The organism is Alicyclobacillus herbarius DSM 13609, assembly GCF_000430585.1.
GTDB lineage: Bacteria > Bacillota > Bacilli > Alicyclobacillales > Alicyclobacillaceae > Alicyclobacillus_G > Alicyclobacillus_G herbarius.
The window spans coordinates 52,291-74,842 of sequence record NZ_AUMH01000006.1; the positions used below are offsets into that span (position 1 = coordinate 52,291).

Genomic DNA, 22,552 nt, shown 5'->3' on the forward strand with positions numbered 1-22,552 from the left:
CAATGGTCCCCGTGGGGGACGGGTTCACCCGTTGTTGTTCCAAGATGGAACTTATGTACCGGATTGGCGCACTGCTTGTTGAAAGCGCTCCCCCCATCCAAGTGAGAAGCCCCTGGACGGTCCGTATTCAGCCATTGGCACGGATCTTGCATAAACAGATCTACGTGAAATTCTCCCAAGGAGGTATGTAACCGTGCTTTATGAACAACCCGGACAACCAGGCAGCAAGATCACCTTCAAGAGCCGCTACGACAATTACATTGGTGGAAAATGGGTGTCACCAGTCAAGGGGAACTATTTTGTCAATATATCTCCGGTCAACGGCAAGCCATTCTGTGAGGTGGCAAGGTCAACAGCGGAAGACATCGAGTTGGCTCTCGATGCTGCCCATAAGGCCAAAGAGGCGTGGGGCCGGACATCAGTTGCCAAACGGGCCGAGGTTTTGAACAAGATTGCGGATTGCATGGAAGCGAACCTGGAGATGTTGGCGGTCGCGGAAGTATGGGACAACGGAAAACCCATTCGTGAGACATTGGGGGCTGACATTCCGCTCGCCATTGATCACTTCCGGTATTTTGCCGGGGTTATTCGCGCTCAAGAAGGGGCTATCAGCGAAATTGACCACGATACTGTTGCCTATCATTTTCATGAACCTATCGGCGTGGTCGGCCAGATCATCCCGTGGAATTTCCCTCTTCTCATGGCCGCATGGAAGCTCGCTCCCGCTCTTGCTGCGGGGAACTGCGTCGTGTTGAAACCGGCGGAACAGACGCCCGCCAGCATCATGGTTCTCATGGAACTCATCGGCGACCTCCTTCCGCCTGGCGTTGTCAACGTGGTCAACGGATTCGGAGTCGAAGCAGGCAAGCCTCTGGCACAAAATCCGCGAATTAACAAGGTGGCTTTCACCGGTGAAACGACCACGGGGCGACTGATCATGCAGTATGCTTCCGAAAACATTATTCCGGTCACATTGGAGTTGGGCGGTAAGTCGCCGAACGTCTTCTTCGAGGACGTCTTAGCTGAGGAGGATGAGTTTCTCGATAAAGCGCTTGAAGGATTCACCATGTTTGCCTTCAACCAAGGAGAGGTGTGCACCTGCCCGTCTCGAGCCCTTATCCAAGAAAGTATCTACGATGATTTCCTGGACCGTGCCATCAAGCGCACCCAGGCGGTGAAGCTAGGCAACCCGTTGGATACCGAAACAATGGTTGGCGCTCAGGCCTCGACGGATCAGCTCGAAAAAATCCTGTCCTACATCGATCTCGGAAAACAGGAAGGCGCACAGTTGCTTCTTGGTGGCGAGCGAAATTACCTGCCCGGAGACCTCGCCGACGGATATTACGTCAAGCCGACCATTTTTGCGGGTCATAACAAGATGCGAATCTTCCAGGAAGAAATTTTCGGACCGGTCTTGTCGGTGACTTCCTTCAAGGATATGGACCATGCACTAGAGATATCCAACGATACGCTATACGGACTCGGTGCAGGCGTCTGGACGAGAAACATCAACACGGCGTACCGCATGGGCCGTGGCATCCAGGCAGGCCGGGTATGGGTGAACACGTATCATATGTATCCTGCACACGCCGCCTTTGGTGGATACAAACACTCCGGCTTCGGTCGCGAAAACCACAAGATGATGCTGGAACACTACCAGCAGACGAAAAATTTGCTGATCAGCTACAGCACGAAAAGCCGCGGCCTGTTCTGACAGCGAATTGGCACCGGCTCCAGAAAGGAGAGTCAAGAGCGGTGGATACACGGAGAGTCGTCGCAACAGACGCCGCCCTATCCCTGATCAACAAACTCAAATCCATCCACGGTCCGCTCATGTTCCATCAGTCAGGCGGGTGTTGCGACGGCAGTGCCCCGATGTGTTATCCACTTGGAGAGTTTAAGGTAGGCAGCCAAGACGTGCACCTGGGAGACGTCGGTGGCTGCCCCTTTTACATGAGCAAGGCGCAATACATGTACTGGCGCCACACGCAACTGATCATTGATGTGGTGCCAGGACGAGGCAGCGGATTTTCTTTAGAGAGTCCAGCAGGCTTGCGATTCATCACCCGTTCGCGAGCGTTTACTGACGAAGAGTGGGATGCTGTCCGAAACCAGGCAGAGTGATGGCCCACGCCAACGGCGTATGTTCGATGCCCCTTTTAGTCACCTTCTGGGGGCCTTCTTTTTTTTTCGCGGCGTGGGTGAGAACGCGGCGCCCCGCCCGGGGAGCTTCGGCAACAGAACCGGGCCGGGCGGGGCACATTCGGCCTATAGGGGAAACATAGGTGGAAATCCACCAATACCTACTCGAGGCCGGCTGAAGCCTGTTGCCCCTCCAACTTCCGCAATCGGCGGTATAGAGTATTACGACCGATACCAAGAAGGCGTGCGGCGCGGCTGATATTGCCCTCCGTGGTCCGCAGCGCTTGTAAGATGGCCGCATATTCTACCTGCTGCAAAGATGGCAGCCTGGTCGCAGACTCTTTCGGTTCAAGTTCCTGCTTACGCTGGTTGACGACGTGTGCTGGGAAGTGTTCGAGGCGTATTTCGCCGTCTTCCGCAAAAAACGCAGCTTGACGGAGCACCGCATAGAGCTCGCGCACGTTACCTGGGAACGCATATGATTCAACCCAACGCTTAGCCTCGGAAGAAAGTCTGAGACCGGACGTTCCTCGTTCGTCCCCAATGCGCTCTAGAAAATGCTCCGCAAGTTCCACGCGGTCCGTCCGCTCTCGCAAGGCCGGTAGCCTCAGTTCAACACCGAGCAGTCGGAAATAGAGATCTTCGCGGAAACGGCCCTGTTGCACTTGTTCCCACAGGTCTCGATTCGTTGCGGCGATGATGCGCACATCGACCGGAGTCGATTTGGTCCCTCCGAGTCGGGTGATTACTTTTTCCTGGAGGACGCGCAGCAGCGCGACCTGCATGTCTTCCGGCATTTCCGCCACTTCGTCCAAGAACAAGGTCCCGCCATGTGCGAGCTCGAATTTACCCGGTCGCCCAGAACGGCCCGCGCCGGTGAAGGCTCCAGGCTCGTATCCAAACAACTCACTGTGTAGAAGCGTAGGGGCTATCCCTCCGCAGTTGATGGCGACAAAAGACCCATGCCGCCTGAGGCTTGCCGCGTGAATCGCCTGACTTAACATTTCCTTGCCTGTGCCACTCTCACCAGTGATGAGTACAGTATAATCGGTTTCAGCCACCCTACGCGCCGCCTCCAGAGTAGCGGACAGCGCAGGATCACGGCAGTAGATGTCAGCAAATGTGTAATGAAGTTCCTTGGACGGCATTCGGCGAGCCGCGTGGGTTTTACGCTGTTTTTCCCGTACGGTTACCCCAGTCGGCAGCTTCATCGGCCGATTGTCCAAAAAGACTGAAACCGTCCACCACTGCGGTTCACGTCCAGACGCTTCCAGATAGATGCGCTTTGAATCCATGGCTCGACCATGAACGGAGTGAAAGATCAATTTCAGCTCTCTCAAATGGTACGGTATCTCGCATGGATATGTCGGCTCGATAAGGTTCAACACACGACGTCCTTCCCGGTTGGCGCCGATCACCTGCCAGTCTTCATTGAAGGCAATGAGGCCTCGCACCGTGCGATCCTCGTCAGGGCGCAGTTCAAGGATGACCGCACGCTCCGTATTCCGCACGAGGAGTTCGTCCTCGACTTGTCGCGAGACGAAATCGACGAGATGTACCACGGAAGGGTGATATTCCTTACAGTAACCGCTAACATCGATGACCGCCGCAAGCTCACCCGAGATGTCAAAGACAGGGGACGCGGCACAATACAGGAATCGATTGACCGCGCAGAAGTGTTCATCACCAACGACAGAAACGGGTTCCTGGACGGCGATAGAGGTGCCAATCGCATTTGTTCCCCTCGAATGTTCTGACCAACCGGCGCCTTCTCGCAGATGAACCTTCTCCGCGTCGTTCATAAACTGAGGATCGCCGATACTGCAAAGGATGTGGCCATTCGCATGAGAAATGATAACCGTCGAGTGTTGGGAGCGTACCCATCCGTAGAGTCGTTCAACAGTCGGCGTGGCGACTTGCAACAGCCACTCGTTCTCTTTCTTAAGGATCCTCAATTGCGTTGGTTCCAGGATATCTTCCACCAAAACCTCGGCATCGACGCCATATTGCCGGCTTCGCAACCAGGATTCGTGGATGACGAGTTCTCGGTGGGACACCCACCATCACCTCCACAAGCTGCACCGCCATTTGTAGGCGATACGTAGTGTGCGGTGGCAGGAAACTAGCGGTCCTGGATTCTGGAATAGATATATTATATATGAATTCCCGAATGTCCAACCAATGCGACCCTCTAAGGGTCCATTAGCTGCCCCGAAAATAGTCTCTCCGAGCTTGTTGCCGCCGGTCCCTGGGTTTCTTCAGCTTTCCTTTGTGTAGCCGATGGAGAGTGTCAATGATGTCTTCCAACTTCTCACGGGCCTCATTCAGCAGGCTTAACCCTAGGGACTTTCTCTAGTCGATCAACCCTGGCCCAAAACGATTCAATAAACTTCTCCTTATCGACGGTGTGGGGTGGAAATTGGGATTTTGCTTGCTTTAACTTCTCCTCGATATTCATCCTCTTCCCTCCTTTTCAGTTCGGCTGCAAAGCGCTCCCTTGCGCGCGTCAGGCGTATTCTGACAGCTCCGTCACTGATACCGATTACGTGCGCAATCTCCTTAGTCGGCATTTCTTCAAAGTAATATAGATACAGCGGCGTTCTCAATGATTCCGGAAGTGCCATGATTGCATGATGAATAGTGCTCGTTTTTTCCTTGGTGAGCAACGTGTCTTCTGTGCCTAAGGTCATCCGCTCTGGAAGAAGGTCCGTGATCACTTCTCTCCATGTTTTTCGGTGAAGTGTCTTGCATTGGTTGACAACAATCCGGGCGAGCCATGGAAATGGATTTTCAGCATTTCGTAGTTGGCTTCTAGATTCATAAGCCCTGATGAAGGCCTCTTGAACGACATCTTCAGAAGCAGACCAGTCTCGAAGGTAGGTGTATGCCAATCTAGTAAGCCGATCAACAGCCGATCAACGTACTTGTGAATCCATTGCTCAAATTCCAAACGATGGTCCAAGTGATCGGTCACCCCCTTTCTTCACCGATAGATGCGGTCAATGGTAAAAATGTTTCATCGTTGTTCTCTGAGACTCAACTCGCATGAAAAGCTGTAGCAGACGCACAGGTGCAGGCTTCGCGGGAGAAAGAAGACATGTCAATGCGTTCGCGTCCTTGATGCTGCTGTCCTTACTGCTGTATAGCACGGTAGGATATCTGATCTCGAAAACGGGCGTTTCGATTCTCGAAACGCTCGACGAGATGACCGTGGCCCACGTTAAACTGGGGGACTCATGGCACAGACCGCCGATTTCCTGAGCGGCACACAGATCGAGCGCATCTTAAGACTGTTCGACATGGATTTGCCATCTACGTGGAGGATCAAAAAACCGCTTAATGGACGTAGAGTTGAACATCGCGAATGACTTCCTGTTCATAAAATCATTGCAAATCTTATTGCCTGTTCTATTCCTTTCATTCTGTCGTCACCTGTATCTGCGCCTCCAACATAATCGCCGCGTTTCTAGTTCGTTGGATAGAACTAGGCACGACACAACTAGACTGTTCTATTCTAGAAACGTATGCAATTGATACGTGGATGCATTTCATGTGGTCCGGGTTGTTGTCGGGATCAAACTTCATGGTCAACGTGCTTCGCGTCTCAGCCAACTTTTTGTACGCGCTGAATCCATCGTTCACAATCGTGACATCCGAAGCGAAGGATTGCTTGACGAACTGTGTGAGCGTTTCACTTTTCACATTTTCCGTAGCCCGCATCTTTAGGTATTTGGGATTGCCTTGTGGCGTGAGTGCCATCGCTACGAGGACGGGCGTTTTGTTCGTTCGTCGACCACTTCACGGGAGAGTGCCAGGGCAGAAATGCCTCGCTTGTCATGGGCAACAAGAAACAATGCCCAAAACCAGACCGTCAGTGGTGTCCGCGTCTTATGAAATATCTTACCTGCCGTCAATGAATGATGTCTGGTGCCGACAGGCAGTGCACTGGAACAGCAGTCGATTAGAGATCTTGTAATACCGGTCATGCCCACATGCCGGGCAACGGAATCCATCCGGCCAGCGCAGAGCAAATAGGTGCTGTTGGCACGCCTCTTCTGTTTGGAACCTCCGTTGAAACAGTCTAAGGTTCATGTACTGCACGCATTCATTCCTGAGACGCGGCCGGACTGGGGCCGCGTCTCGACTCGATTCACGCGTACAACCAGCCGCCCACCCCGAGCTGGGCGATGTCGTCCTCGGTGATACGAAGTCCGGCCAAAACGCGCGGCAAGAGTACGTCAAAGGCGGTGCGGGCGTCGTGGATGACGGCGCCGGGCAGGCCGAAGATGGCGGTCTCGCCACGGTAGGCGAGCATCGTCATGGAGCCAGGCAACAGTGGCATGCCGTAGCGAACGACCGTATCCGCCGCGCGGCGAATCGCCCCCGGCGAGCGGTCGTCCGGATCGACCGACATACCGCCAGTCACACAGACAATCGTAGCACCGCGTTCGCACGCCTCCACAATCGCGGCGACAATCGCCTCCACCTCGTCGCCGGGGAACACCTGGCTCAACACCTCGACGCCAAAGTGGGCGAACTTTTCGCGCAGGACGGGACCCGATTTGTCTGCCACGCGGCCGCTCTGAATTTCGCTGCCGGTGGTGACAATCGCCGCCTTGTGCGGCTGATAGGGGAGAACGTCAATCACGGGCATATCCGCTCGCGCGGCCAACGCCTCCACCCGCTCAATCTTCGCGCGCTCAACCAGCAGCGGAATCGGTCGCACTGCGCCAATTGAGGCGCCTTGGGCCACATCGATAAACGGCGCGCGGGTGATGATGGCGATGTCGGGGATGCGGTTCATCTCCGTGACTGTCCCTGCATCCACCCACAACAGTCCGCGCCGGGCTGCCTTCAGGTTTACCTTGCCTTCGTGCACCTCGGTTAACTGCACGCCAGGTCCGGCCACCGCCTTGGCCATCCGCTCGGCGCCCTCGTTCTCGTGTAGCTCATTTTCATCCGGTTCCAACACGTAAACGTGACGCTTGCCCATGTCGAGCAGGCGCGGGATGTCCTCCTCGCGGATGATGTGGCCGAGCTTGAATGCCACCCCTTTGAACTCGCCTGGGATAATCTGCGTCAAATCGTGTGCCAGCACCATCCCCACTGCCTTCTCAACTGGTACCTCCCGCTTCATCTGCGGTCACCTCCCTGTTGACTCATCCACTGCCGCCAGTCCGCCAAATCCTCTGGGGTATGCAGGGGCCGCGTCCACCAATCCGGCCAGCGCGCGCGGTCGGCATCAACGGCCACCAGGCGCAGACCGGCCAACGCCCGCATGAGTCGCGTCTCCCCTGCACGGGTGGCCGCCTGCCAGACCGCGCCGGCTCCTGAGCTGTAACACCCAAGTAACGGCTGCCAGCGCCCGTCGCGCACCACCAGTACCGCGTCGCGATCCGCTCGACAGACCTCCTGAAAACGCTGAACCAGGGCCTGCAGAACGCGCGGGTGTATCCCCGGAAGGTCGCCCGCCAGCACCAGTACCGGACGGTCAGAAGTCAATTCGCCAGCAGGCGCGAGGGCCGACGTGCCGCCTTCGCTTCCGCCAGCCGCCTCTCCGCCGCCAGCTGCTGCCTCTTCGCGCCCCGTTGCAGCACCGTCCTCGTCGGCTGTACCGGCTTCGCCCCGGACATCGTCAGCCAAGAGACGCGGCCAAACTGTGGCCAACGCGGCCAAAGGCCCCTGGTATGGAGACAGGTCCTCGTAGACGCGAACCTGGGCGAGGCCGGCGAACTGGGCTTGTTGCCACACGGTCTCCCTGTCCGCTCTGGGCGCCACCAGGACGGATACGTCCGGTGTAACCGAGTGCGCCGCCGCCAGCACCGCGCCCAGCACGGTCAAGGAATGGCCCGGCTGCGAGGGCAAAGACAGTTTGTTGGTCCCCATGCGCCGACTCGCCCCACCGGCCAGGATTAACGCCTTTGGCTGCATACGATGACCTCTTCCTCCGTGATAACGAAATCCACAGGTTCGTCAAACGGATCGACCAGCCACTGGGGTGTCTCCACGACCATCTCGGAAAACGCAACGCCAATGCGCACGGCACGGACGGCTGGCTGAGCGAAAAACGTATCATAGAAGCCTCCGCCGTACCCGAGCCGCCAGCCGGCTTGGCTGTACGCCAGCGCGGGGACGACGATGATGGCCAAATCTGCCGGCGCGACCTCTGGCGCGGTGGGCGGCGGCTCCAGGATGCCAAACCTGCCGGGCTGCAGCTCATCCTCCCCCGCAACGGAGAGAAACTGCATCTGCCGTTTGCCGCACACGCGCGGGTAGGCGCTGATGCCACCCATCCGCCGCCACGCGGCCGCCGCCGGCGTAACGTCCAGCTCACCGCGGACGGCCGCATAAAAACCGGCGACACGAGGAACGGAGTGCGGCCCATACATGTCTTTCATCATCTGCACGAGCCGCGCCTGCACGCGAGATTCGGCATCTGCACGGTGCGCGTCCGCGAGGCCCTGCCGCAGATGGAGAAAATGGGCACGGGCCGCTGCCTTATCCGCCCAGACTCCATCGGTTTTCGCCATTGGCCGTCTCCTTCACGCATCAAACTTCCTTTCCATTGTACCGTAAACCGGACGCGGGTTGTCCGGCGGGCCGAAAACTGATTAAGTAGAAGAGAAGCGCCGTCGGCGACCGCCGGACGCAACGGGGCCGGAGAAAGAGGATGAGAAGACGACGATGATTGTCCTACAAGCAAACCAGATTGAAAAACAGTACGACGGGCACCCGGTGCTAAAAGGAGCCAACCTACTCGTACAGGAACGGGACAGGGTGGCGCTGGTGGGTCGCAACGGGGCCGGTAAAACCACCTTCCTGCGCATCCTGTTGGGCCTGGAGCCGTACGATGCGGGCAGCGTGAGCACGGCGCGCGGGGTGACCCTGGGCTACGTGGCGCAGTACGTGGACACGGATGGCGAGCAGACTGTGTTTTCGTTTGTGGCCGGCGCCTTTGCTGACCTTCGGGAACTGGAGGCCGAGATGCGCAAGGCCGAAACCGATATGGCCGATCCGTCCGTGTACCAAGACCCGCTGCGTCTGGAGACGGTGAGCCGCCGCTACGCGCAGCTACAGCAACAGTTCGAGGAGAAGGGCGGATATGCCGTAGAGGCGCGGGTACGGCGGGTGTTGGACGGGCTGGCGTTCCCGCCGGAGATGCACGGACTGCCGGTGAAAAACCTAAGCGGCGGACAGAAGACGCGACTGTCCCTAGCACGGTTGCTCGCGACAGAGCCCGACATTCTGGTTCTCGACGAGCCGACCAACTACCTGGATACAGAGCGGCTCGACTGGCTGGAGTCCTACCTGGCTGGCTATCCCGGCGCCGTGCTCGTGGTCTCCCACGACCGGTACTTCCTGGACAAGGTGACGACGGTAACCTACGAGCTGGCGAATGGGCGGACCACCCGCTATGAGGGAAACTACTCGCAGTACGTGGAGCTGCGGGCCGAATCCCTCGCTCGGGCGCAACGCCGGTACGAAGCGCAACAGCAAGAAATCGCCCGCCTCGAAACGTTCATCCAGAAGAACATCGCTCGCGCCTCGACCACGAAGCGAGCGCAAAGCCGGCGTAAGCTGCTTGAACGCATGGAACGCCTCGATCCACCCCGCGGCGATGAGCGACGCATGGGGATACGCTTTTCTCCGACCCGGCCGAGCGGGCGGGACGTATTGCGATTGGAGAGGCTCGTTGTGGGGTTTCCAGAGCGGGTGCTGGCGGGGCCCATCGACCTGCACCTGATGCGCGGACAGCGGCTCGCCATCATTGGCCCAAACGGGATCGGCAAATCAACGCTGCTCAAAACCTTGGTCGGACAGGTAAAGCCGTTGTCCGGGCGGATTGTCTGGGGACAACACGTGGAAATCGGCTACTATGACCAGGAACAGGAGGGCCTCGACGACACGAAGACGGTCATGGAACAAATCCACGATGAATTCCCCAGTCTCGACGTGACAACGGTGCGCACCGCCTTAGGCCGCTTTTTGTTCCGCGGCGAGGAGGTCAATCGCCCGGTGTCAGGCTTAAGCGGCGGGGAGCGCAGCCGCCTGGCCCTATGTCGGCTGATGCTGCGTCAGGCCAACGTGTTGGTCTTCGATGAGCCCACCAACCACCTGGATTTGGACAGCCGCGAGGCCCTAGAGGAGGCGCTGGCCGAGTACGACGGAACCCTCTTGTTCGTCTCGCATGACCGGTATTTTATCGATGGGCTAGCCACCCATGTCCTGCGCGTGGACGAAGGCGGCGTACGGTTGTACCTGGGTAACTACAGCGATTATGTGGAGAAGGTGGCGGAAGAAGCGCGCTGGGCATCCGAATCGGAGGACGGGCAGGCCTCGAAGGAAGAGGGCCCCGGTCCCGGTAGGGACCGTTCTGCCGCCGATAAGTCAGCCCCCACGGGGCGCAGCCCAGCCCCGGTCCGATCCGCCGATCTCCGCAAGCTGCGAGCACGAGTGGAACAGCTGGAACAGGAGATTGCCGAGTTGGAGGAACAGATGGCGGCGCTCAGCGAACAGATGCTGAGGGCGGCGCAGGAACAGGATTACGAGGCTGGGCAGCGCCTGCAGGCCGAACACACACGGCTGGAGGCGGAGCACGCGGAGCGAATGACCGCGTGGGAGGCTGCGGCGGCCGAACTGGAGGCCCTTGAGTGGCAAGCAGCGGGGCCAAAGTAACGGACGATCGACGTTGATACACTGGCACCGCACCAGCCATACGTGAAAGGCGGTGTCGATGCCGCGACGTAGTACACATTGTCACAGCCGCTGGCCGTCAGAGGCTGGCGCGCGGTGGCCAACATGGTCGGCGTCAAGTCGGTGGCAAATACCCTTTTGACGTGTGGAGCCAACGCTTTCGCCGTATGCCCGCCGCCTGTGGCCACATCGAGGGCAATCTGGCTGGCTTGCGGCTGGAGCCATTCGATGAATTGAACGAGATCACGGCCTTGAGCGTGCGTCGCACTGCGCACGTATTTTTCCGCGTTTCGGCCGAATTGCTCCTTAACCAACGACTTGAAGTCTTGATTCGGCATGGGGGAACCCCCCTTTTACGCGATGGCGCATTCTTACTCACTTCCTACGATGTATCGAGGGGCTCGGTTATCCCGGAGCCCCTCGCCGAGTTTCAAGCTCCAACGCGTAGAACAGGCGCGAAATGTGGAATATAAAACCGCCAGGCGGTTTTTCCCAGACGGTTTTTCTTAATAATGATTAGTAGGGTTTACATTGTCCAGGACAACCAGGGTCTATAACTACGTCCCTTGCCTCAGGTTGAGTATAGTACTTTGGTACGTTTACAATGATGTGTCTTCTAACTCTGACGACTGGCTGAACGATTGGGACTTCGCGATAACTGTAACAATCTTCATACTCATATACCGGTGGACATACAATCGGCGGACACCTGTCCAATTAATAGCCCTCCTCCCGGTCCTGAATTAGGACTTACCTAATTTTGTTACAGATCGTTGATTTCACTCGGTGATTTGAGGCGATGGAAGTCGCTCTCAACTGCTCTCACATTAATACCCTGCCCCACCGCCCCAATAAGGAACAAGCAAGATGAACAGGACGAAGATAATAAGGAATACAACAGCCCATCGAGTGTAGCCACCAAAACATCCGTCCATAATTCGATACACCCCTTCCTCAAAGGACCCCAAGTCCTGGTTCTCACTGTACATGTTATGTTGGGGAGCTTATCCAATAAGAAGGGCATCTAGTGTAGACCAACCGCCCTTATTTTCGTGGTCAAGGAAAGTTGGGAAGGCATACAAGAGGTATGGGCATAAACCGTCGACGTATTCGCAGTTGAAAACCACCTATGAGTGGTCCTGCGTAGAAGGTTCAATTCAAATACCCAGATTTCGAATGGAGGTATTTGAATTGGCATCAGTTCAAAGTAGATCTGCCCGCGCATCGGTATGGCTGATTGCCGTCGGCGCGGCCATGTGGGGCTTCGACGCCGTCTTCATCGTCGCATTGCTGGACCATTTTTCGTCGACACAGATTGTCTTTCTGGAGCACTTGTTGCTGTCGTTGTTCGTAGTCCCGATACTGATTTGGAAACGCCAGGAGCTTACGCGGCTGAACCTTAGTGACTGGTTCGCAGTATTGTTTGTAGCCTGGGGTGGATCGGCCATGGCGTCCATCTTGTTTACGTTAGGCTTTCATTATGGAAACGCGAACGTGGTGCTCATCATGCAAAAACTGCAGCCCGTGTTTGCCGTGTTGATGGCTGCATGGATTCTTCAGGAGCGGGTGCGCAAGGGCTATTGGCCGCTACTCATCGCGGCACTTATCGGGGCATACCTGTTGACGTTTGGCTTTCACATGCCAGATGGTGGAACGCACGGCGCCCTGATTGGTGGCCTCTGTGCTCTCGGGGCCGCCGTGTTGTGGGGCGGATCGACCGTGATGGAAAAGCGAATTGTGGAGAAAGTCTCGTTTACGACGATGACGGCGCTTCGTTTTGCCGTGGCACTGCCGTTGCTGTTTCTTATCGTGCTCGGTCAACACCCCAACTGGCACAAGATGACGGTGTCGCTCACCCTGCTGCCGGTCTGGGCGAATCTCCTGTTCCAGACGCTGGTGCCGAGCCTCATCAGCCTGTTGCTCTATTACCGCGGACTAAACGGCGTGAGCGCATCCTATGCGACCGTCGCGGAATTGGCCTTCCCGGCCACGGGCTTGTTGCTCAATTGGATTGTATTGCATCAGACGATCACGGTTGGCCAATGGATTGGCTTCGCTGTCATCTGGCTGGCGGTTCTGCAACTATCGCGCATGCCGGGAGAACAAGCGGAATCGGTTCGTGGAGCTATTGGGCGGGCTGTGTGAATCGCCTCGCCACGCGCTCGGGCGGGCGGCGGAAACGCGGCAGAGATGCATCACGTACACCAGAGGTGAACTCAAATCAAGACATTCACCCCGAAATTTATACGCAGAAAAAGACAGTGCCTGTCTGCGGGAATTTTATTCACTCCCCCGAGACAGGCACCGTCCGTCGGTGTGCGATTCCGATGATGACCTGAACCTGGCCTTTCCTTTAGACCTGCCCTTTATTTAAACCAACTGTTGACCAGGCTTTGGTTGGCCGAAATCCATTCCTGTACGCCCTTGGTATTGCCGTCCTTGTTGATGTCCTGCTCAAGTTCACCGAGCTGGTTGGGCGTCAGTTTAAAGTTTTTCAGCCATCCGGCCACTTTTGGATTACTCGCAGCCCACTGCTTGTTGGCCTCGGTCTGGATGTGCTCCGATTTACCCATCGCAGTCTTCGGATCTTGAAGGTACTTCAGGTGCCACTTACTGAACGCCCAGTGGGGGCTCCACAGGGTCACTACAATCGGCTGCTTTTGGGAAATGGCCCGTTGCAGTGCGGTCAGCATCGATGCCTCGCTGCCTGAGGTCAAGTGCAGTTTCAAATGGTAATCCGGAATAACCTTATTTTGCACCGTCTGCATTTCGCCAGCCCCGGCATCGATACCAACAATCTGGTTGTTAAACTCACTGGCATGGGTGTTCAAGTCGGCAATGGAGTTGACGTCCTTGACATAAGACGGCACCACAAGGCCAATTTTGACCGGTCCCTGGTACCACTGGCCGAGATTGGTCAGACTGCTGCCATACCGTTGCATATAACTTTTATGGGTGTTTGGCAGCCAGGCATCGAAGAACACGTCTTCGCCCCCTTGCGCCAGTCCGGCAAACAAGGGTCCCGCGTCAAGTTGCGTCGTTTGTACCGTATAGCCCTTGTTCTCAAGCAACTGCTTCCATAGCATGGTGGCGGCGACGTCCTCCGCCCAGGTCACATACCCGATTTTGATGGTCTTTCCGCCACCCGCTGTGGTACCACCGGTTGTCGCGGTATTTCCTTGCGTCTGATTGTCGGAGGCCGTCCCACAGCCAGCCGCCGCTGCTCCCAGGACAGCCACGATAGAAACCATCATCCCCAATTTTTTCGCCAGTCCCAAGAAGATCCCTCCTGTGAGTTTGCTTTCGTTTTCCGATCCGCTTAATGCTTCGAGGCATTCTCCACCGCAGCCCCCAAAGCCGATGAATATTTTCCCTCCTCTTGCCCTTGACGACTCAGGCGGACGGTTTCGAACGGCGCTTGCCGAGATTTTGCGAAATCCGATCTAAGATGATGGCGATGATGACGATGCTCAACCCTGCTTCAACGCCCTTGCCAACATCCACCGTTTCAAGTGCAGACATGACATCAGCACCCAGGCCGCTGGCACCAATCATGGCGGCAATCACGACCATGGACAACGCGAGCATCAAGGTTTGGTTAATGCCCGCCTTGATACTTGCCATCGCCAGGGGCAGCTGCACCTTCCAGAGCAGCTGTCGGTCACTGGTGCCAAATGCCCGCGCGGCCTCGACCAAGTCGTCCGGGACTTGCAGGATACCCAGCCGTGTCAGGCGAATGGCAGGCGGCATCGAAAACACCACCGTGGCCAAGATGGCCGGTACGACACCGATGCTGAACAAGAGCAGAACCGGCACCAAGTAGACAAACGGCGGCATGGTCTGCATCAAGTCGAGCAAGGGTGACATCACTTGGTAGACGCTTTTGCGTCTGGCCGCCCAAATCCCCAACGGGATGCCGATAACCACAGCCACAAACGACGAAACGATAACCAACACGAGGGTTTCAATCATATGGTTCCACAAACGCAAATCTTCAATCAGGAGCAAGCCGATGAGGGTGCCGATTGCCAGCTTCCAGCGCCCAGCCAGATATCCAAGGGCGGCGATAACGAGGGTAAGCAGCCACCAGGGTACGTGCTCTAGCCCGACCGTGATACCGCTGACTACCGTCTGCACCACCTGGGAGACGGCGCCGAGCACGGGGCCAAGAACGTCAGACAGCCAGTTGACAAACTGGTTAATCCACGACGCCAGCGGGAGTTTCGGCAACATCGGCTTCACCCCCTTGTCCGGCCATCGCTTCCAGGATGGAACTCTTCAGCACAAGCCCGCGCAGTACTCCATCCTCATCGACAACAGCGAGTGGATAGCGCGACTCCACGATACGACTGACCAGTTCCTCCAGGTTCGCTTGCGGGCTGACCGTGACAGTGGACTCCAGCGTACAGTCTGCCACTGAGGTCCGTTTGGCCTTTACGGCAGCTGCCAGTTCATCCGCGGTCACCAGGCCGCGCAGCCGCCGGCCTTCGTCGACCACGAAGCCACTAGACAAGCCCGCGTCCCGGAGCGTATGCAAGGCGACACGCGGACCATCTTTCAGGCGCACAAGCGGTGTCGGCCGCTTCATGACATCTTCCGCGGTCAGCACTTTCGTCACGTCCACCCCTTTGACGAAGCGCGCAACGTATTCGTTGGCAGGGTGACTGACGATGTCCTCCGGGGTTCCGACCTGGACGACCTCGCCGTCCTTCATGAGGGCAATCCGGTCCCCAATCTTCAATGCCTCGTTCAAATCATGGGTAATAAAGACAATCGTCTTATGCAGTTGTTGCTGTAGGTTGAGCAGCTCATTTTGCATGTCGTCGCGAATCAGCGGATCGAGTGCGCTGAACGCTTCGTCCATCAACAGGATGTCAGGGTCGTTTGCCAGCGCTCGGGCGAGACCGACACGCTGCTGCATGCCGCCGCTTAAGTTTTGCGGAAACTGGTGCCCCCATCCTTTCAGCCCAACCAATTCGAGCTTCTCCTCGGCAATGGCGAGTCGGCGTTCCCTTGCGACGTTTTGCACTTCCAGGCCGAACGCGACGTTCTCCAGCACCGTGCGGTGCGGAAACAACGCGAACTGCTGAAATACCATCGCCATCTTCTTCTGACGGAACCGGAGTAACTCCGCTTTGTTCAAGCGCGTAATGTCCGTGCCGTCAACGACAATGGTCCCCGTCGTCGGCTCAATCAACCGGTTCAAGCACCGAAGCAGTGTCGACTTGCCACTGCCGGAGAGTCCCATGATGACAAACAATTCTCCCTTGTTGATCTTCAGAGAGACGTGATTGACGCCGACGTTCTGCCCCGTTTTCTCGCGCACCTGCTCCTTGTCTGCGCCCTCGCGGAGCATCCGCAAGGCCGCTTCAGGCCGGTCACCAAAAACCTTGGTCACGTCCATGAGCTCAATCCACGCTCTTTGCTCCATAATCAGCCCCCTTTGAATACGTTGTGACAAATGTTGACCCACTATCCGTCGCGCGATGGTTTTTTAACGGACCATACAAGTGTCAACACCTGTCGAAATAGAGCAAATGGCCTATTTCAGGCCACCCAAATTAGTTTACCATAATATCTCCGGTTTTGCCGAAAGGTTTACTGGCGCAAGTATTTCTCCTGTGGATAAGGTTATCCACCGACTTATCCACAATATCCACATAGTTATCCACAAGAGGATCGCCCGCCCTGGGTATATCCCCATGGACTTATTCACACTGTCCACAGTGTGGCGGGTGTGGATTGTGCACAAGTTGTCCACTGGCCTGTCCACAATCTGTGGATAAACCCAATCCGCTGTCTGCACCGTTCAGACAACCCGCCCGGATTGCCAATCGGACAACGACACAGTCGCGTGCGCGTTGAGGTTTAAGTCGTGCCGCAGGCCGCGCCGCAGCGCATAATAGCCGGCCGCCGCAATCATCGCGGCGTTGTCCGTACAAAGCGACAGCGGCGGAAAGACAACCGAGAACCCGTCAGACTCGGCGCGGGCGCGAAGGGCTTGCCGCAAGCCCTGATTGGCAGCGACACCGCCTGCCACCACCACATGGCGCAGGTTTGTGGTCTGCACTGCCCGAGCGGTTTTTTCCACAAGCACATCGCATACCGCTTGTTGAAAACTGGCCGCGACATCGGCGATATCCACAGCCTCCCCTTTCTGACGGCGACGGTTTAACTCGTTGGCCACCGCGGTCTTCAGGCCGCTGAAGCTAAAGTCAAAATTCGCCTCTTCGATGAGAGAACGCGGAAAGGCAAAGGCATGCGGATCTCCCCCTTGCGCCAACTGGTCCAGCTTAGGGCCGCCGGGGTACGCCAGCCCCAGTAGACGGGCCACCTTGTCATATGCCTCTCCGGCGGCGTCGTCGATGGTTCCGCCCAGGCGCGTGAAACCAAACTGCTCGTCCACCTGGAGAATCTCCGTATGACCGCCAGAGACCACGAGCGCCAAGACCGGCAACCGGATGCCGGTCTCGCCAGTCTCGCCGGGCGTCGGGTTGTCCGTGGCGGCGGGCGTTGGCGTCTCGGCGGGAACACGCGCCGGCCTCTCTAACGGGGCAGGCGCACTTCCCGAAGAGGCGGACACCACGCCTGCCGGGGAGGTAGGCGCGGTGACCGCAGAAGCAGGCGCCAAACCTCCCTGGGACGCAGAGGTCGGCTGGGCTAAGAGCGCTGCCGCCACATGGCCGGCGATATGGTGGACCCCGATGATGGGCAGTCCGGTGGCGAGCGCCAACCCTTTGGCCGCCGAGACCCCCACCAGCAGCGCCCCCAACAACCCCGGGCCATAGGTAACCGCAATCGCGTCGAGATCGGCAAATCGCAGCCCGGCCTCGGCCAGGGTCTCCGCAATCACCCGCGTGACGGCGGTCACGTGCCGACGTGAGGCCACCTCCGGGACCACCCCGCCGAACTGCGCATGCACCTGCATTTGCGAAGCAATCGTTTGCGCCAAAATGAGACGACCGTCGCGGACGATGGCCGCGGCGGTCTCATCACAACTGGTCTCGATTCCAAGTACGAGCAACCGTTTCATCCTTTCTGTATGGCCGCATCGAAATTCCCGAGCGGCGGTAAATTGGCCCACATGATGAGGGCGTCCTCGTGGTTGTCGGTGTAATACCCTTTGCGCACGCCCACCCCATGAAAGCCAAACTTCTTGTACAGGTTTTGCGCGATCTCGTTCGATACCCGGACCTCCAGGGTCATGCGCAAGATCCCATTGGCGGCACAGATGGTCATCAGTGCCCGGAGCAGCGCTTCGCCCAAATGGCGGCCACGGTAGTCCGGATCGACCGCAATATTGGTGACGTGTCCTTCGTCGACCACGAGCCAGACACCGGCATAACCGACGACGATGCCGTCCCGCTCGGCCACGATGTAGCGGGCAAACTGGTTATCCAACAGTTCGGCCAGGAAAGCTTGGCGTGACCAAGGGCTGGTAAACGAGCGCTGCTCCACCCGCATCACCTGATTCAGGTCGCGCACCGTCATTGATCTCAGGTGAAACTCGCCCGCATCCCACTCATAGCTGGCCATGGCCACGCGCTTTCGCCTCCTCCAGTTTGACCTCAGCTTCGACAGCCAAACCATACATCGGCTCAATCTCGTGCACCTCATCCCCGCTTCGCCACTGCCCATACCCTGCGGCCGCCAGGCGCAAGAGCGCGGTCCCCAGCCCACCCGCCGCGTCTCTGAGCGGAACGCGGACGTACGCCGGGGCCTGCATCAGGTCGGGCAACACGTGGTGCGATTCGCGAAAATCGTCGACGACCAGACACTCGGGCTTTGAACCGCTGGCACCGGCCTCCGCATCGGCGACTGCCGTTTTCAAGCGATCCGCCCACTCGACGACCGGCTGCACCTGTTCTGCATACAAAGCGGTCCACTTCCCGGCCTGCTTGGCGTACACAGCCCCAAACGCCCGCTTGCGCCGGGCATACAAGAGCGGCATCGCCAACCAGCAGGACGCCCCCACGTCCGGACAAGCGGCCTCGGCCAGCGCCGCCAGAGTTGAAATCGTCCGCACCGGGATGTTGAGCGCCAGCGCCATGGCCTTCGCGGTGCTGACAGCCAGTCGAACCCCGGTATAAGAGCCGGGCCCCACGCCAACCGCGATGGCCTCGATGGCGCACGGCTTGACTCCCGCGTGCGTGCACACGTCCATGACCAAGGGCTGGAGCAGCCGGGAATGCCCCCGCGGCACCAAGGAGGTGGCGGTGGTCCAGACCTCCGCCTTACCGTCATCAATGCAGCCAAGCGCCACAGACAGCGCATCGGTCGCGCTGTCCATCGTCAAAACAACCATCGCTTCACCCACTCGTCCAATCTCTGCCAGCTCTTTGGCCCCAACGCGTGACAGCGAAACGTTCGCTCATCAATGCGCGGCAGCGGTTGCGGCGAAATGTGCACCGCCAACGCGTCATCCAGTTCATCCATCACCGCCTGCGGCCACTCAATCAAGACGGCCGCGCGGCCCTCCAGGTAATCGTCAAATCCGATGGCCGCCAGTTCCTCATCGACCGGCGCGCCCTCCTCGTAGAGGCGATATAAATCCATATGCACAAACGGAATCCGGCCATCCTCATATTCGGCAATCAGGGTAAAGGTGGGGCTTGCCACCTCACTGCCAATGCCCAGCCCTTCAGCCACCCCTTTAGCAAACGTCGTCTTTCCCGCGCCGAGGTCCCCGGACAACAGGACCACGTCGCCCGGTTTGAGCAAGCGCCCTAAAATACCGCCTAACTTTTTCGTCTCTTCAGCAGACCGCGTGGTGAAGGACATCGCGTCGACCATGACCGGCTCCTTCCGCCAGATTGCCCGATGGAATCTTATCTAAAATGATTGTAGCCCCGCGGCTCCAATATGTCCAAACGCCCATCTGCCAACTCCACCACCACGCCGTCGCCCGCTTCCACGCGGCCGATTTGGCTTAACTTCACCCCACGTCCTTCCAGCTCAGCGAGGGCACGGGCGAACGCCAAGGGCGGGGCCGTGCCCACCAGTTGGAAGTCCTCGCCGCCATACCACGCCCAATCCAGCGCCGGCACGCCCAACCGACGCGCGGCATTGACCAGACTGGGGTGAAGCGGAACCTTGTCGGCCCGCACGCGCAAACGGACCTGACTCGCATCGGCAATCTCGTTTAATTCACTTGCCAGTCCGTCGCTGATGTCATTGAGGGCATGCACGCCGCAGAGCCGCAGTACCTGCCCGGCCATTACCTGCGGCTGCGGTCGCCGGTGTGCCTGAATGAGGAACTGCGCCTCATCCGGGGCCAAGCCAGAGAGGTCGCTCTGGCGCTGCAGCACCGCCAATCCCGCTGCGGAGCTGCCCACCCAGCCGGTGACAAACACCACGTCCCCGGGCTGTGCCAAGCTGCGCAGTCGCGCGCCCCCGCTGGGCACGGTCCCCATGACCGTGCTCGTCAAGACCAACGGACCACTCGTTCCTACCGTATCCCCGCCCACGAGCGGACAGGCGAAAGCTTGGCAAACCTCGGCCACGCCGTCATACAAGGCCGTCAGCTTTTCCACATCCCACGTCCCTTGTTTCGGGATGGCCAGGGCTAGCACAGCCCCCCGCGGCGTACCGCCCATGGCCGCGATATCGCTGATGGACACCGCCAAGGCCTTCCATCCCACATCCGCCGGCGTCATCGTCTCGTCGCGAAAGTGCACCCCCTCCACCAGCGTATCCGTGCTGACCAGCCACTCCTCTCCCCCCTCGCCGGCGAGCACCGCAGCGTCATCGCCAATCCCCGCCACAACGCCCTGGTTCACCGGCCGCAAGCGCTCGGCCAGGGTGCGGATCAACCGGAATTCGTCCAGAATCAAATTACCACTCACCTATCTGTTCGCCGCACAGGCGATTTTTCAATATACGCTCCGTTGTCTTCACTCTGTATCATAGCAGGTCTAGAGCCGCGCTTGGTGTACGCATGTTTACTGGACAACGTGCGTATGTATGGCAAGGGACAACCAAGACAAACCAACACGCCGATTTGGCCTTTACGCCGATTGGCTTGACCACGTCAACCCGCGGGGAGTGACCGCTTTGCTCGCTTCGCTTAGCCAGCTGGTGGAGGGAATCTTTCGCATTGGTTACCCAGGCATCGTGATTGCGCTTATCATCGAAGGCCTCGGCCTGCCCTTTCCGGGCGACGCCGTGATGGCGTTTTACGGCTTTGCGGCCGCCAAAGGCAACTTCCGTCTCGACGGGGTCATTGTCTGCAGTCTGATTGGTTATCTCTTCGGGTGCACCATCGCCTACTTGGTCAGCCGGCGCATTGGCCGGGACGCGATTGACCGACTGGCGAACCTACGCTGGTTCAACTCGCGCAGCCTCCTGCGCACGTCGCGGCTGATTGACAGATACGGTCCGCTACTCTTAATTCCGGGCCGTTTCCTTCCGGGTGTCCGGTCCGTCAGTCCCTATGTGGCTGGGATTGCGGGCATGGAACTGGAGCCGTTTCTGATTTACACTGGCATTGGCGCCGCCCTGTGGTGCTCGGCTTGGGTCTGCGTCGGTTTCTGGTTTGGCGAACACCTGGACTGGATTTTGCACGTCGCCCAGTCGTCGCTCGCCTATCTGACGGGGGCAGTACTCGTCATCGGCATCGCGTACTGGCTGTGGCGTCGCCGTACGACGACATAACCGCGCCACTGGAGCCGCACCATCGTAGAGCCGCAGACGTGTTGGGCGCACCACGAACTCAGTGAAACTCGAGAGAGAAATGGTGACTCGATATGCCGCATCGAATCGAAGTCTGCATCGAAAACCTGGAATTGGGGTCGGATGGGATAATAGAACGCATCCGTGCCACCCACCCGGACGTTGTCGTCGATCACCTCTCTTGTACCGAACAATGTGAACTCTGCGCCCGGCAACCGTTCATCTGGCTGGACGACGAGCTGGTGTCTGCGCAGAGTGCCGACGATGTGTGGCAGGCGCTGCTCCACCGACTCAGGGCAGCGGCAACGGAATCACCCCCCAACTGACCCTGCCCGCTTGTCCCCTCGATAAACCCCCACGTTGCATCTCCCTGATTGCGCGACGGAACGCGCAGAAGGGAGGAGCCAAAATGGCCAACGTAAACCCACTTTCCTGCCGGTTGCAGATTCAGGTGCAGACCGGCACGATGGCGGACGGATCGCCCAAGCTCGGCACCTACAGCTTCGCGAACGTCTCGCCCCAGGCATCCGAGGACGATGTCCTGGCGGTCGGACAGGCGCTGGGCGCACTGTTTGCCGATCCGCTCGTGCAAGTCGTGCGGGTCGAGCAGGACGCGTTGTCGGCCAGCGCCTAACCGTCTTGAGGTCAATCTGAATCAGGGGTGATGGGAGATGGACAAGAAGGTAGTCTTGCAGCTGTTGTTTCGAACCGACACGGATAAGACGGTGCGGATTACCATCCGCAACCCGAAGCAGCCGGTGGATGCCACGGCCGTGAACAACGCCTTAGACCAGGTGGTGCAGCACAGCGGGGTCTTCGCCTTCAGCCAAGGCAAGATTGTCGCCAAAGCCGGCGCCAACCTGATTGAGACGGACACCACGGCGGTTGTCTAAGACGGACAGATGGCGGTAAGAATTCGCCCGCGGATGCCGCGGGAGTAAGCAGGGGCTGCCCCAAACGCGCGATTGCGCGAAAGGGGCAGCCCTTGTTGGTTCTTCAACGCCTTTTTCGACCATACGATTTGAAATCTAGGCGTGTCCCACAA

General features: G+C 58.2%; 21 protein-coding genes and 3 pseudogenes. 8 read left to right on the forward strand and 16 right to left on the reverse strand.

From position 1 onward, the window contains the following. The first annotated feature begins 193 nt into the window (after positions 1–193). Together exaC and H522_RS0105470 are read left to right on the forward strand one after the other, a co-directional pair. On the forward strand, positions 194–1,714 hold the full coding sequence (exaC, locus tag H522_RS0105465; RefSeq protein ID WP_026961534.1) for an acetaldehyde dehydrogenase ExaC: 1,521 nt from the start codon (positions 194–196) through the stop codon (positions 1,712–1,714). A gap of 41 nt (positions 1,715–1,755) precedes the next feature. Continuing rightward, positions 1,756–2,124: a DUF779 domain-containing protein gene (locus tag H522_RS0105470; RefSeq protein ID WP_026961535.1), complete on the forward strand. Its 369-nt coding sequence runs from the start codon at positions 1,756–1,758 to the stop codon at positions 2,122–2,124. A gap of 179 nt (positions 2,125–2,303) precedes the next feature. On the opposite strand, the gene H522_RS0105475 is transcribed toward H522_RS0105470, so the two are convergent. The 7 genes and pseudogenes from H522_RS0105475 to H522_RS17830 all read right to left on the reverse strand — a co-directional run bounded on the left by H522_RS0105475 (position 2,304) and on the right by H522_RS17830 (position 8,672). After that, complete coding sequence (locus H522_RS0105475; RefSeq protein WP_026961536.1) at positions 2,304–4,199, reverse strand: sigma-54-dependent Fis family transcriptional regulator; 1,896 nt, start codon at positions 4,197–4,199, stop codon at positions 2,304–2,306. Positions 4,200–4,538: 339 nt separating this feature from the next. Further along, positions 4,539–5,036 (reverse strand): annotated as a pseudogene (locus tag H522_RS20965) (RNA polymerase sigma factor); the annotation flags it as partial. A 523-nt stretch (positions 5,037–5,559) separates the two neighbouring features. Next, a pseudogene (locus tag H522_RS22485) lies at positions 5,560–5,922 on the reverse strand (transposase); the annotation flags it as partial. Positions 5,923–6,042: 120 nt separating this feature from the next. Then, entirely contained in the window at positions 6,043–6,234 is a 192-nt protein-coding gene (locus H522_RS22490) for a transposase (RefSeq protein WP_425387002.1), read from the reverse strand. 58 nt (positions 6,235–6,292) lie between these two features. Further along, positions 6,293–7,279 carry a molybdopterin-binding protein gene (locus H522_RS0105500; RefSeq protein WP_026961539.1) on the reverse strand — a complete coding sequence of 329 codons (987 nt, stop codon included), beginning with the start codon at positions 7,277–7,279 and terminating at the stop codon, positions 6,293–6,295. Further along, positions 7,276–8,073: a molybdenum cofactor guanylyltransferase gene (gene mobA, locus H522_RS20385; RefSeq protein WP_051343939.1), complete on the reverse strand. Its 798-nt coding sequence runs from the start codon at positions 8,071–8,073 to the stop codon at positions 7,276–7,278. The genes H522_RS0105500 and mobA overlap by 4 nt, the downstream gene beginning before the upstream one ends. Next, entirely contained in the window at positions 8,055–8,672 is a 618-nt protein-coding gene (locus H522_RS17830) for a 5-formyltetrahydrofolate cyclo-ligase (protein WP_051343940.1), read from the reverse strand. The genes mobA and H522_RS17830 overlap by 19 nt, the downstream gene beginning before the upstream one ends. Before the next feature lie 154 nt (positions 8,673–8,826). On the opposite strand from H522_RS17830, the gene abc-f reads away from it, so the two are divergent. Beyond that, positions 8,827–10,818 carry a ribosomal protection-like ABC-F family protein gene (abc-f, locus tag H522_RS0105515; RefSeq protein ID WP_026961540.1) on the forward strand — a complete coding sequence of 664 codons (1,992 nt, stop codon included), beginning with the start codon at positions 8,827–8,829 and terminating at the stop codon, positions 10,816–10,818. A gap of 68 nt (positions 10,819–10,886) precedes the next feature. Here the strand turns inward: abc-f and H522_RS22065 are convergent. After that, positions 10,887–11,174, reverse strand: a pseudogene (locus H522_RS22065) (class I SAM-dependent methyltransferase); the annotation flags it as partial. 853 nt (positions 11,175–12,027) lie between these two features. On the opposite strand from H522_RS22065, the gene H522_RS0105520 reads away from it, so the two are divergent. Further along, positions 12,028–12,981 (forward strand): DMT family transporter, encoded by a 954-nt coding sequence (locus tag H522_RS0105520; protein ID WP_245578023.1) that lies wholly within the window; start codon positions 12,028–12,030, stop codon positions 12,979–12,981. Between the two features lie 221 nt (positions 12,982–13,202). On the opposite strand, the gene H522_RS0105525 is transcribed toward H522_RS0105520, so the two are convergent. From H522_RS0105525 to thiL, 8 genes are all read right to left on the reverse strand, one after another. Then, complete coding sequence (locus H522_RS0105525; RefSeq protein ID WP_051343941.1) at positions 13,203–14,114, reverse strand: glycine betaine ABC transporter substrate-binding protein; 912 nt, start codon at positions 14,112–14,114, stop codon at positions 13,203–13,205. 115 nt (positions 14,115–14,229) lie between these two features. Then, entirely contained in the window at positions 14,230–15,069 is an 840-nt protein-coding gene (locus H522_RS0105530; protein ID WP_035452791.1) for an ABC transporter permease, read from the reverse strand. Next, positions 15,035–16,267 carry a quaternary amine ABC transporter ATP-binding protein gene (locus tag H522_RS0105535; RefSeq protein WP_026961544.1) on the reverse strand — a complete coding sequence of 411 codons (1,233 nt, stop codon included), beginning with the start codon at positions 16,265–16,267 and terminating at the stop codon, positions 15,035–15,037. Before H522_RS0105535 ends, H522_RS0105530 begins: the two co-directional genes overlap by 35 nt. A gap of 378 nt (positions 16,268–16,645) precedes the next feature. Further along, positions 16,646–17,860, reverse strand: a complete 1,215-nt coding sequence (locus H522_RS0105540; RefSeq protein WP_026961545.1) for a tRNA (adenosine(37)-N6)-threonylcarbamoyltransferase complex transferase subunit TsaD — start codon at positions 17,858–17,860, stop codon at positions 16,646–16,648. 5 nt (positions 17,861–17,865) lie between these two features. After that, the gene (rimI, locus tag H522_RS0105545) at positions 17,866–18,372 is read right to left on the reverse strand and encodes a ribosomal protein S18-alanine N-acetyltransferase (protein WP_051343956.1); all 507 of its coding nucleotides are present in this window, start codon (positions 18,370–18,372) and stop codon (positions 17,866–17,868) included. Continuing rightward, positions 18,359–19,141, reverse strand: a complete 783-nt coding sequence (tsaB, locus tag H522_RS20390) for a tRNA (adenosine(37)-N6)-threonylcarbamoyltransferase complex dimerization subunit type 1 TsaB (protein ID WP_081411908.1) — start codon at positions 19,139–19,141, stop codon at positions 18,359–18,361. The genes rimI and tsaB overlap by 14 nt, the downstream gene beginning before the upstream one ends. Next, positions 19,129–19,629, reverse strand: coding sequence for a tRNA (adenosine(37)-N6)-threonylcarbamoyltransferase complex ATPase subunit type 1 TsaE (gene tsaE, locus H522_RS0105555; protein ID WP_051343943.1), 501 nt, complete (start codon positions 19,627–19,629; stop codon positions 19,129–19,131). Before tsaE ends, tsaB begins: the two co-directional genes overlap by 13 nt. Before the next feature lie 35 nt (positions 19,630–19,664). Further along, a complete protein-coding gene (gene thiL, locus H522_RS0105560) occupies positions 19,665–20,669 on the reverse strand; it encodes a thiamine-phosphate kinase (protein WP_051343944.1) in 1,005 nt (334 codons plus the stop codon). A gap of 130 nt (positions 20,670–20,799) precedes the next feature. Here thiL and H522_RS0105565 point away from each other — a divergent pair, with 130 nt between their 5' ends. From H522_RS0105565 to H522_RS0105580, 4 genes are all read left to right on the forward strand, one after another. Beyond that, on the forward strand, positions 20,800–21,489 hold the full coding sequence (locus H522_RS0105565) for a DedA family protein (protein ID WP_081411909.1): 690 nt from the start codon (positions 20,800–20,802) through the stop codon (positions 21,487–21,489). A gap of 92 nt (positions 21,490–21,581) precedes the next feature. Then, entirely contained in the window at positions 21,582–21,833 is a 252-nt protein-coding gene (locus H522_RS17840) for a DUF1450 domain-containing protein (RefSeq protein ID WP_051343945.1), read from the forward strand. An 83-nt stretch (positions 21,834–21,916) separates the two neighbouring features. Then, complete coding sequence (locus tag H522_RS17845; RefSeq protein WP_026961550.1) at positions 21,917–22,141, forward strand: DUF1659 domain-containing protein; 225 nt, start codon at positions 21,917–21,919, stop codon at positions 22,139–22,141. A 37-nt stretch (positions 22,142–22,178) separates the two neighbouring features. Further along, positions 22,179–22,400, forward strand: coding sequence for a DUF2922 domain-containing protein (locus H522_RS0105580; protein ID WP_026961551.1), 222 nt, complete (start codon positions 22,179–22,181; stop codon positions 22,398–22,400). The last annotated feature ends 152 nt before the right edge of the window (positions 22,401–22,552 follow it).

Coding starts and splice junctions, on each gene's coding strand:
- abc-f (WP_026961540.1), top strand. CDS start 8,827: ATGATTGTCCTACAAGCAAACCAGATTGAAAAACAGTACGACGGGCAC.
- H522_RS17845 (WP_026961550.1), top strand. CDS start 21,917: ATGGCCAACGTAAACCCACTTTCCTGCCGGTTGCAGATTCAGGTGCAG.
- H522_RS0105565 (WP_081411909.1), top strand. CDS start 20,800: ATGGCAAGGGACAACCAAGACAAACCAACACGCCGATTTGGCCTTTAC.
- mobA (WP_051343939.1), bottom strand. CDS start 8,073: ATGCAGCCAAAGGCGTTAATCCTGGCCGGTGGGGCGAGTCGGCGCATG.
- tsaB (WP_081411908.1), bottom strand. CDS start 19,141: ATGGTTGTTTTGACGATGGACAGCGCGACCGATGCGCTGTCTGTGGCG.
- rimI (WP_051343956.1), bottom strand. CDS start 18,372: ATGGCCAGCTATGAGTGGGATGCGGGCGAGTTTCACCTGAGATCAATG.
- H522_RS0105500 (WP_026961539.1), bottom strand. CDS start 7,279: ATGAAGCGGGAGGTACCAGTTGAGAAGGCAGTGGGGATGGTGCTGGCA.
- H522_RS0105530 (WP_035452791.1), bottom strand. CDS start 15,069: ATGTTGCCGAAACTCCCGCTGGCGTCGTGGATTAACCAGTTTGTCAAC.
- tsaE (WP_051343943.1), bottom strand. CDS start 19,629: ATGGTCGACGCGATGTCCTTCACCACGCGGTCTGCTGAAGAGACGAAA.
- H522_RS17840 (WP_051343945.1), top strand. CDS start 21,582: ATGCCGCATCGAATCGAAGTCTGCATCGAAAACCTGGAATTGGGGTCG.
- H522_RS22490 (WP_425387002.1), bottom strand. CDS start 6,234: ATGAACCTTAGACTGTTTCAACGGAGGTTCCAAACAGAAGAGGCGTGC.
- H522_RS0105535 (WP_026961544.1), bottom strand. CDS start 16,267: ATGGAGCAAAGAGCGTGGATTGAGCTCATGGACGTGACCAAGGTTTTT.
- H522_RS17830 (WP_051343940.1), bottom strand. CDS start 8,672: ATGGCGAAAACCGATGGAGTCTGGGCGGATAAGGCAGCGGCCCGTGCC.
- H522_RS0105580 (WP_026961551.1), top strand. CDS start 22,179: ATGGACAAGAAGGTAGTCTTGCAGCTGTTGTTTCGAACCGACACGGAT.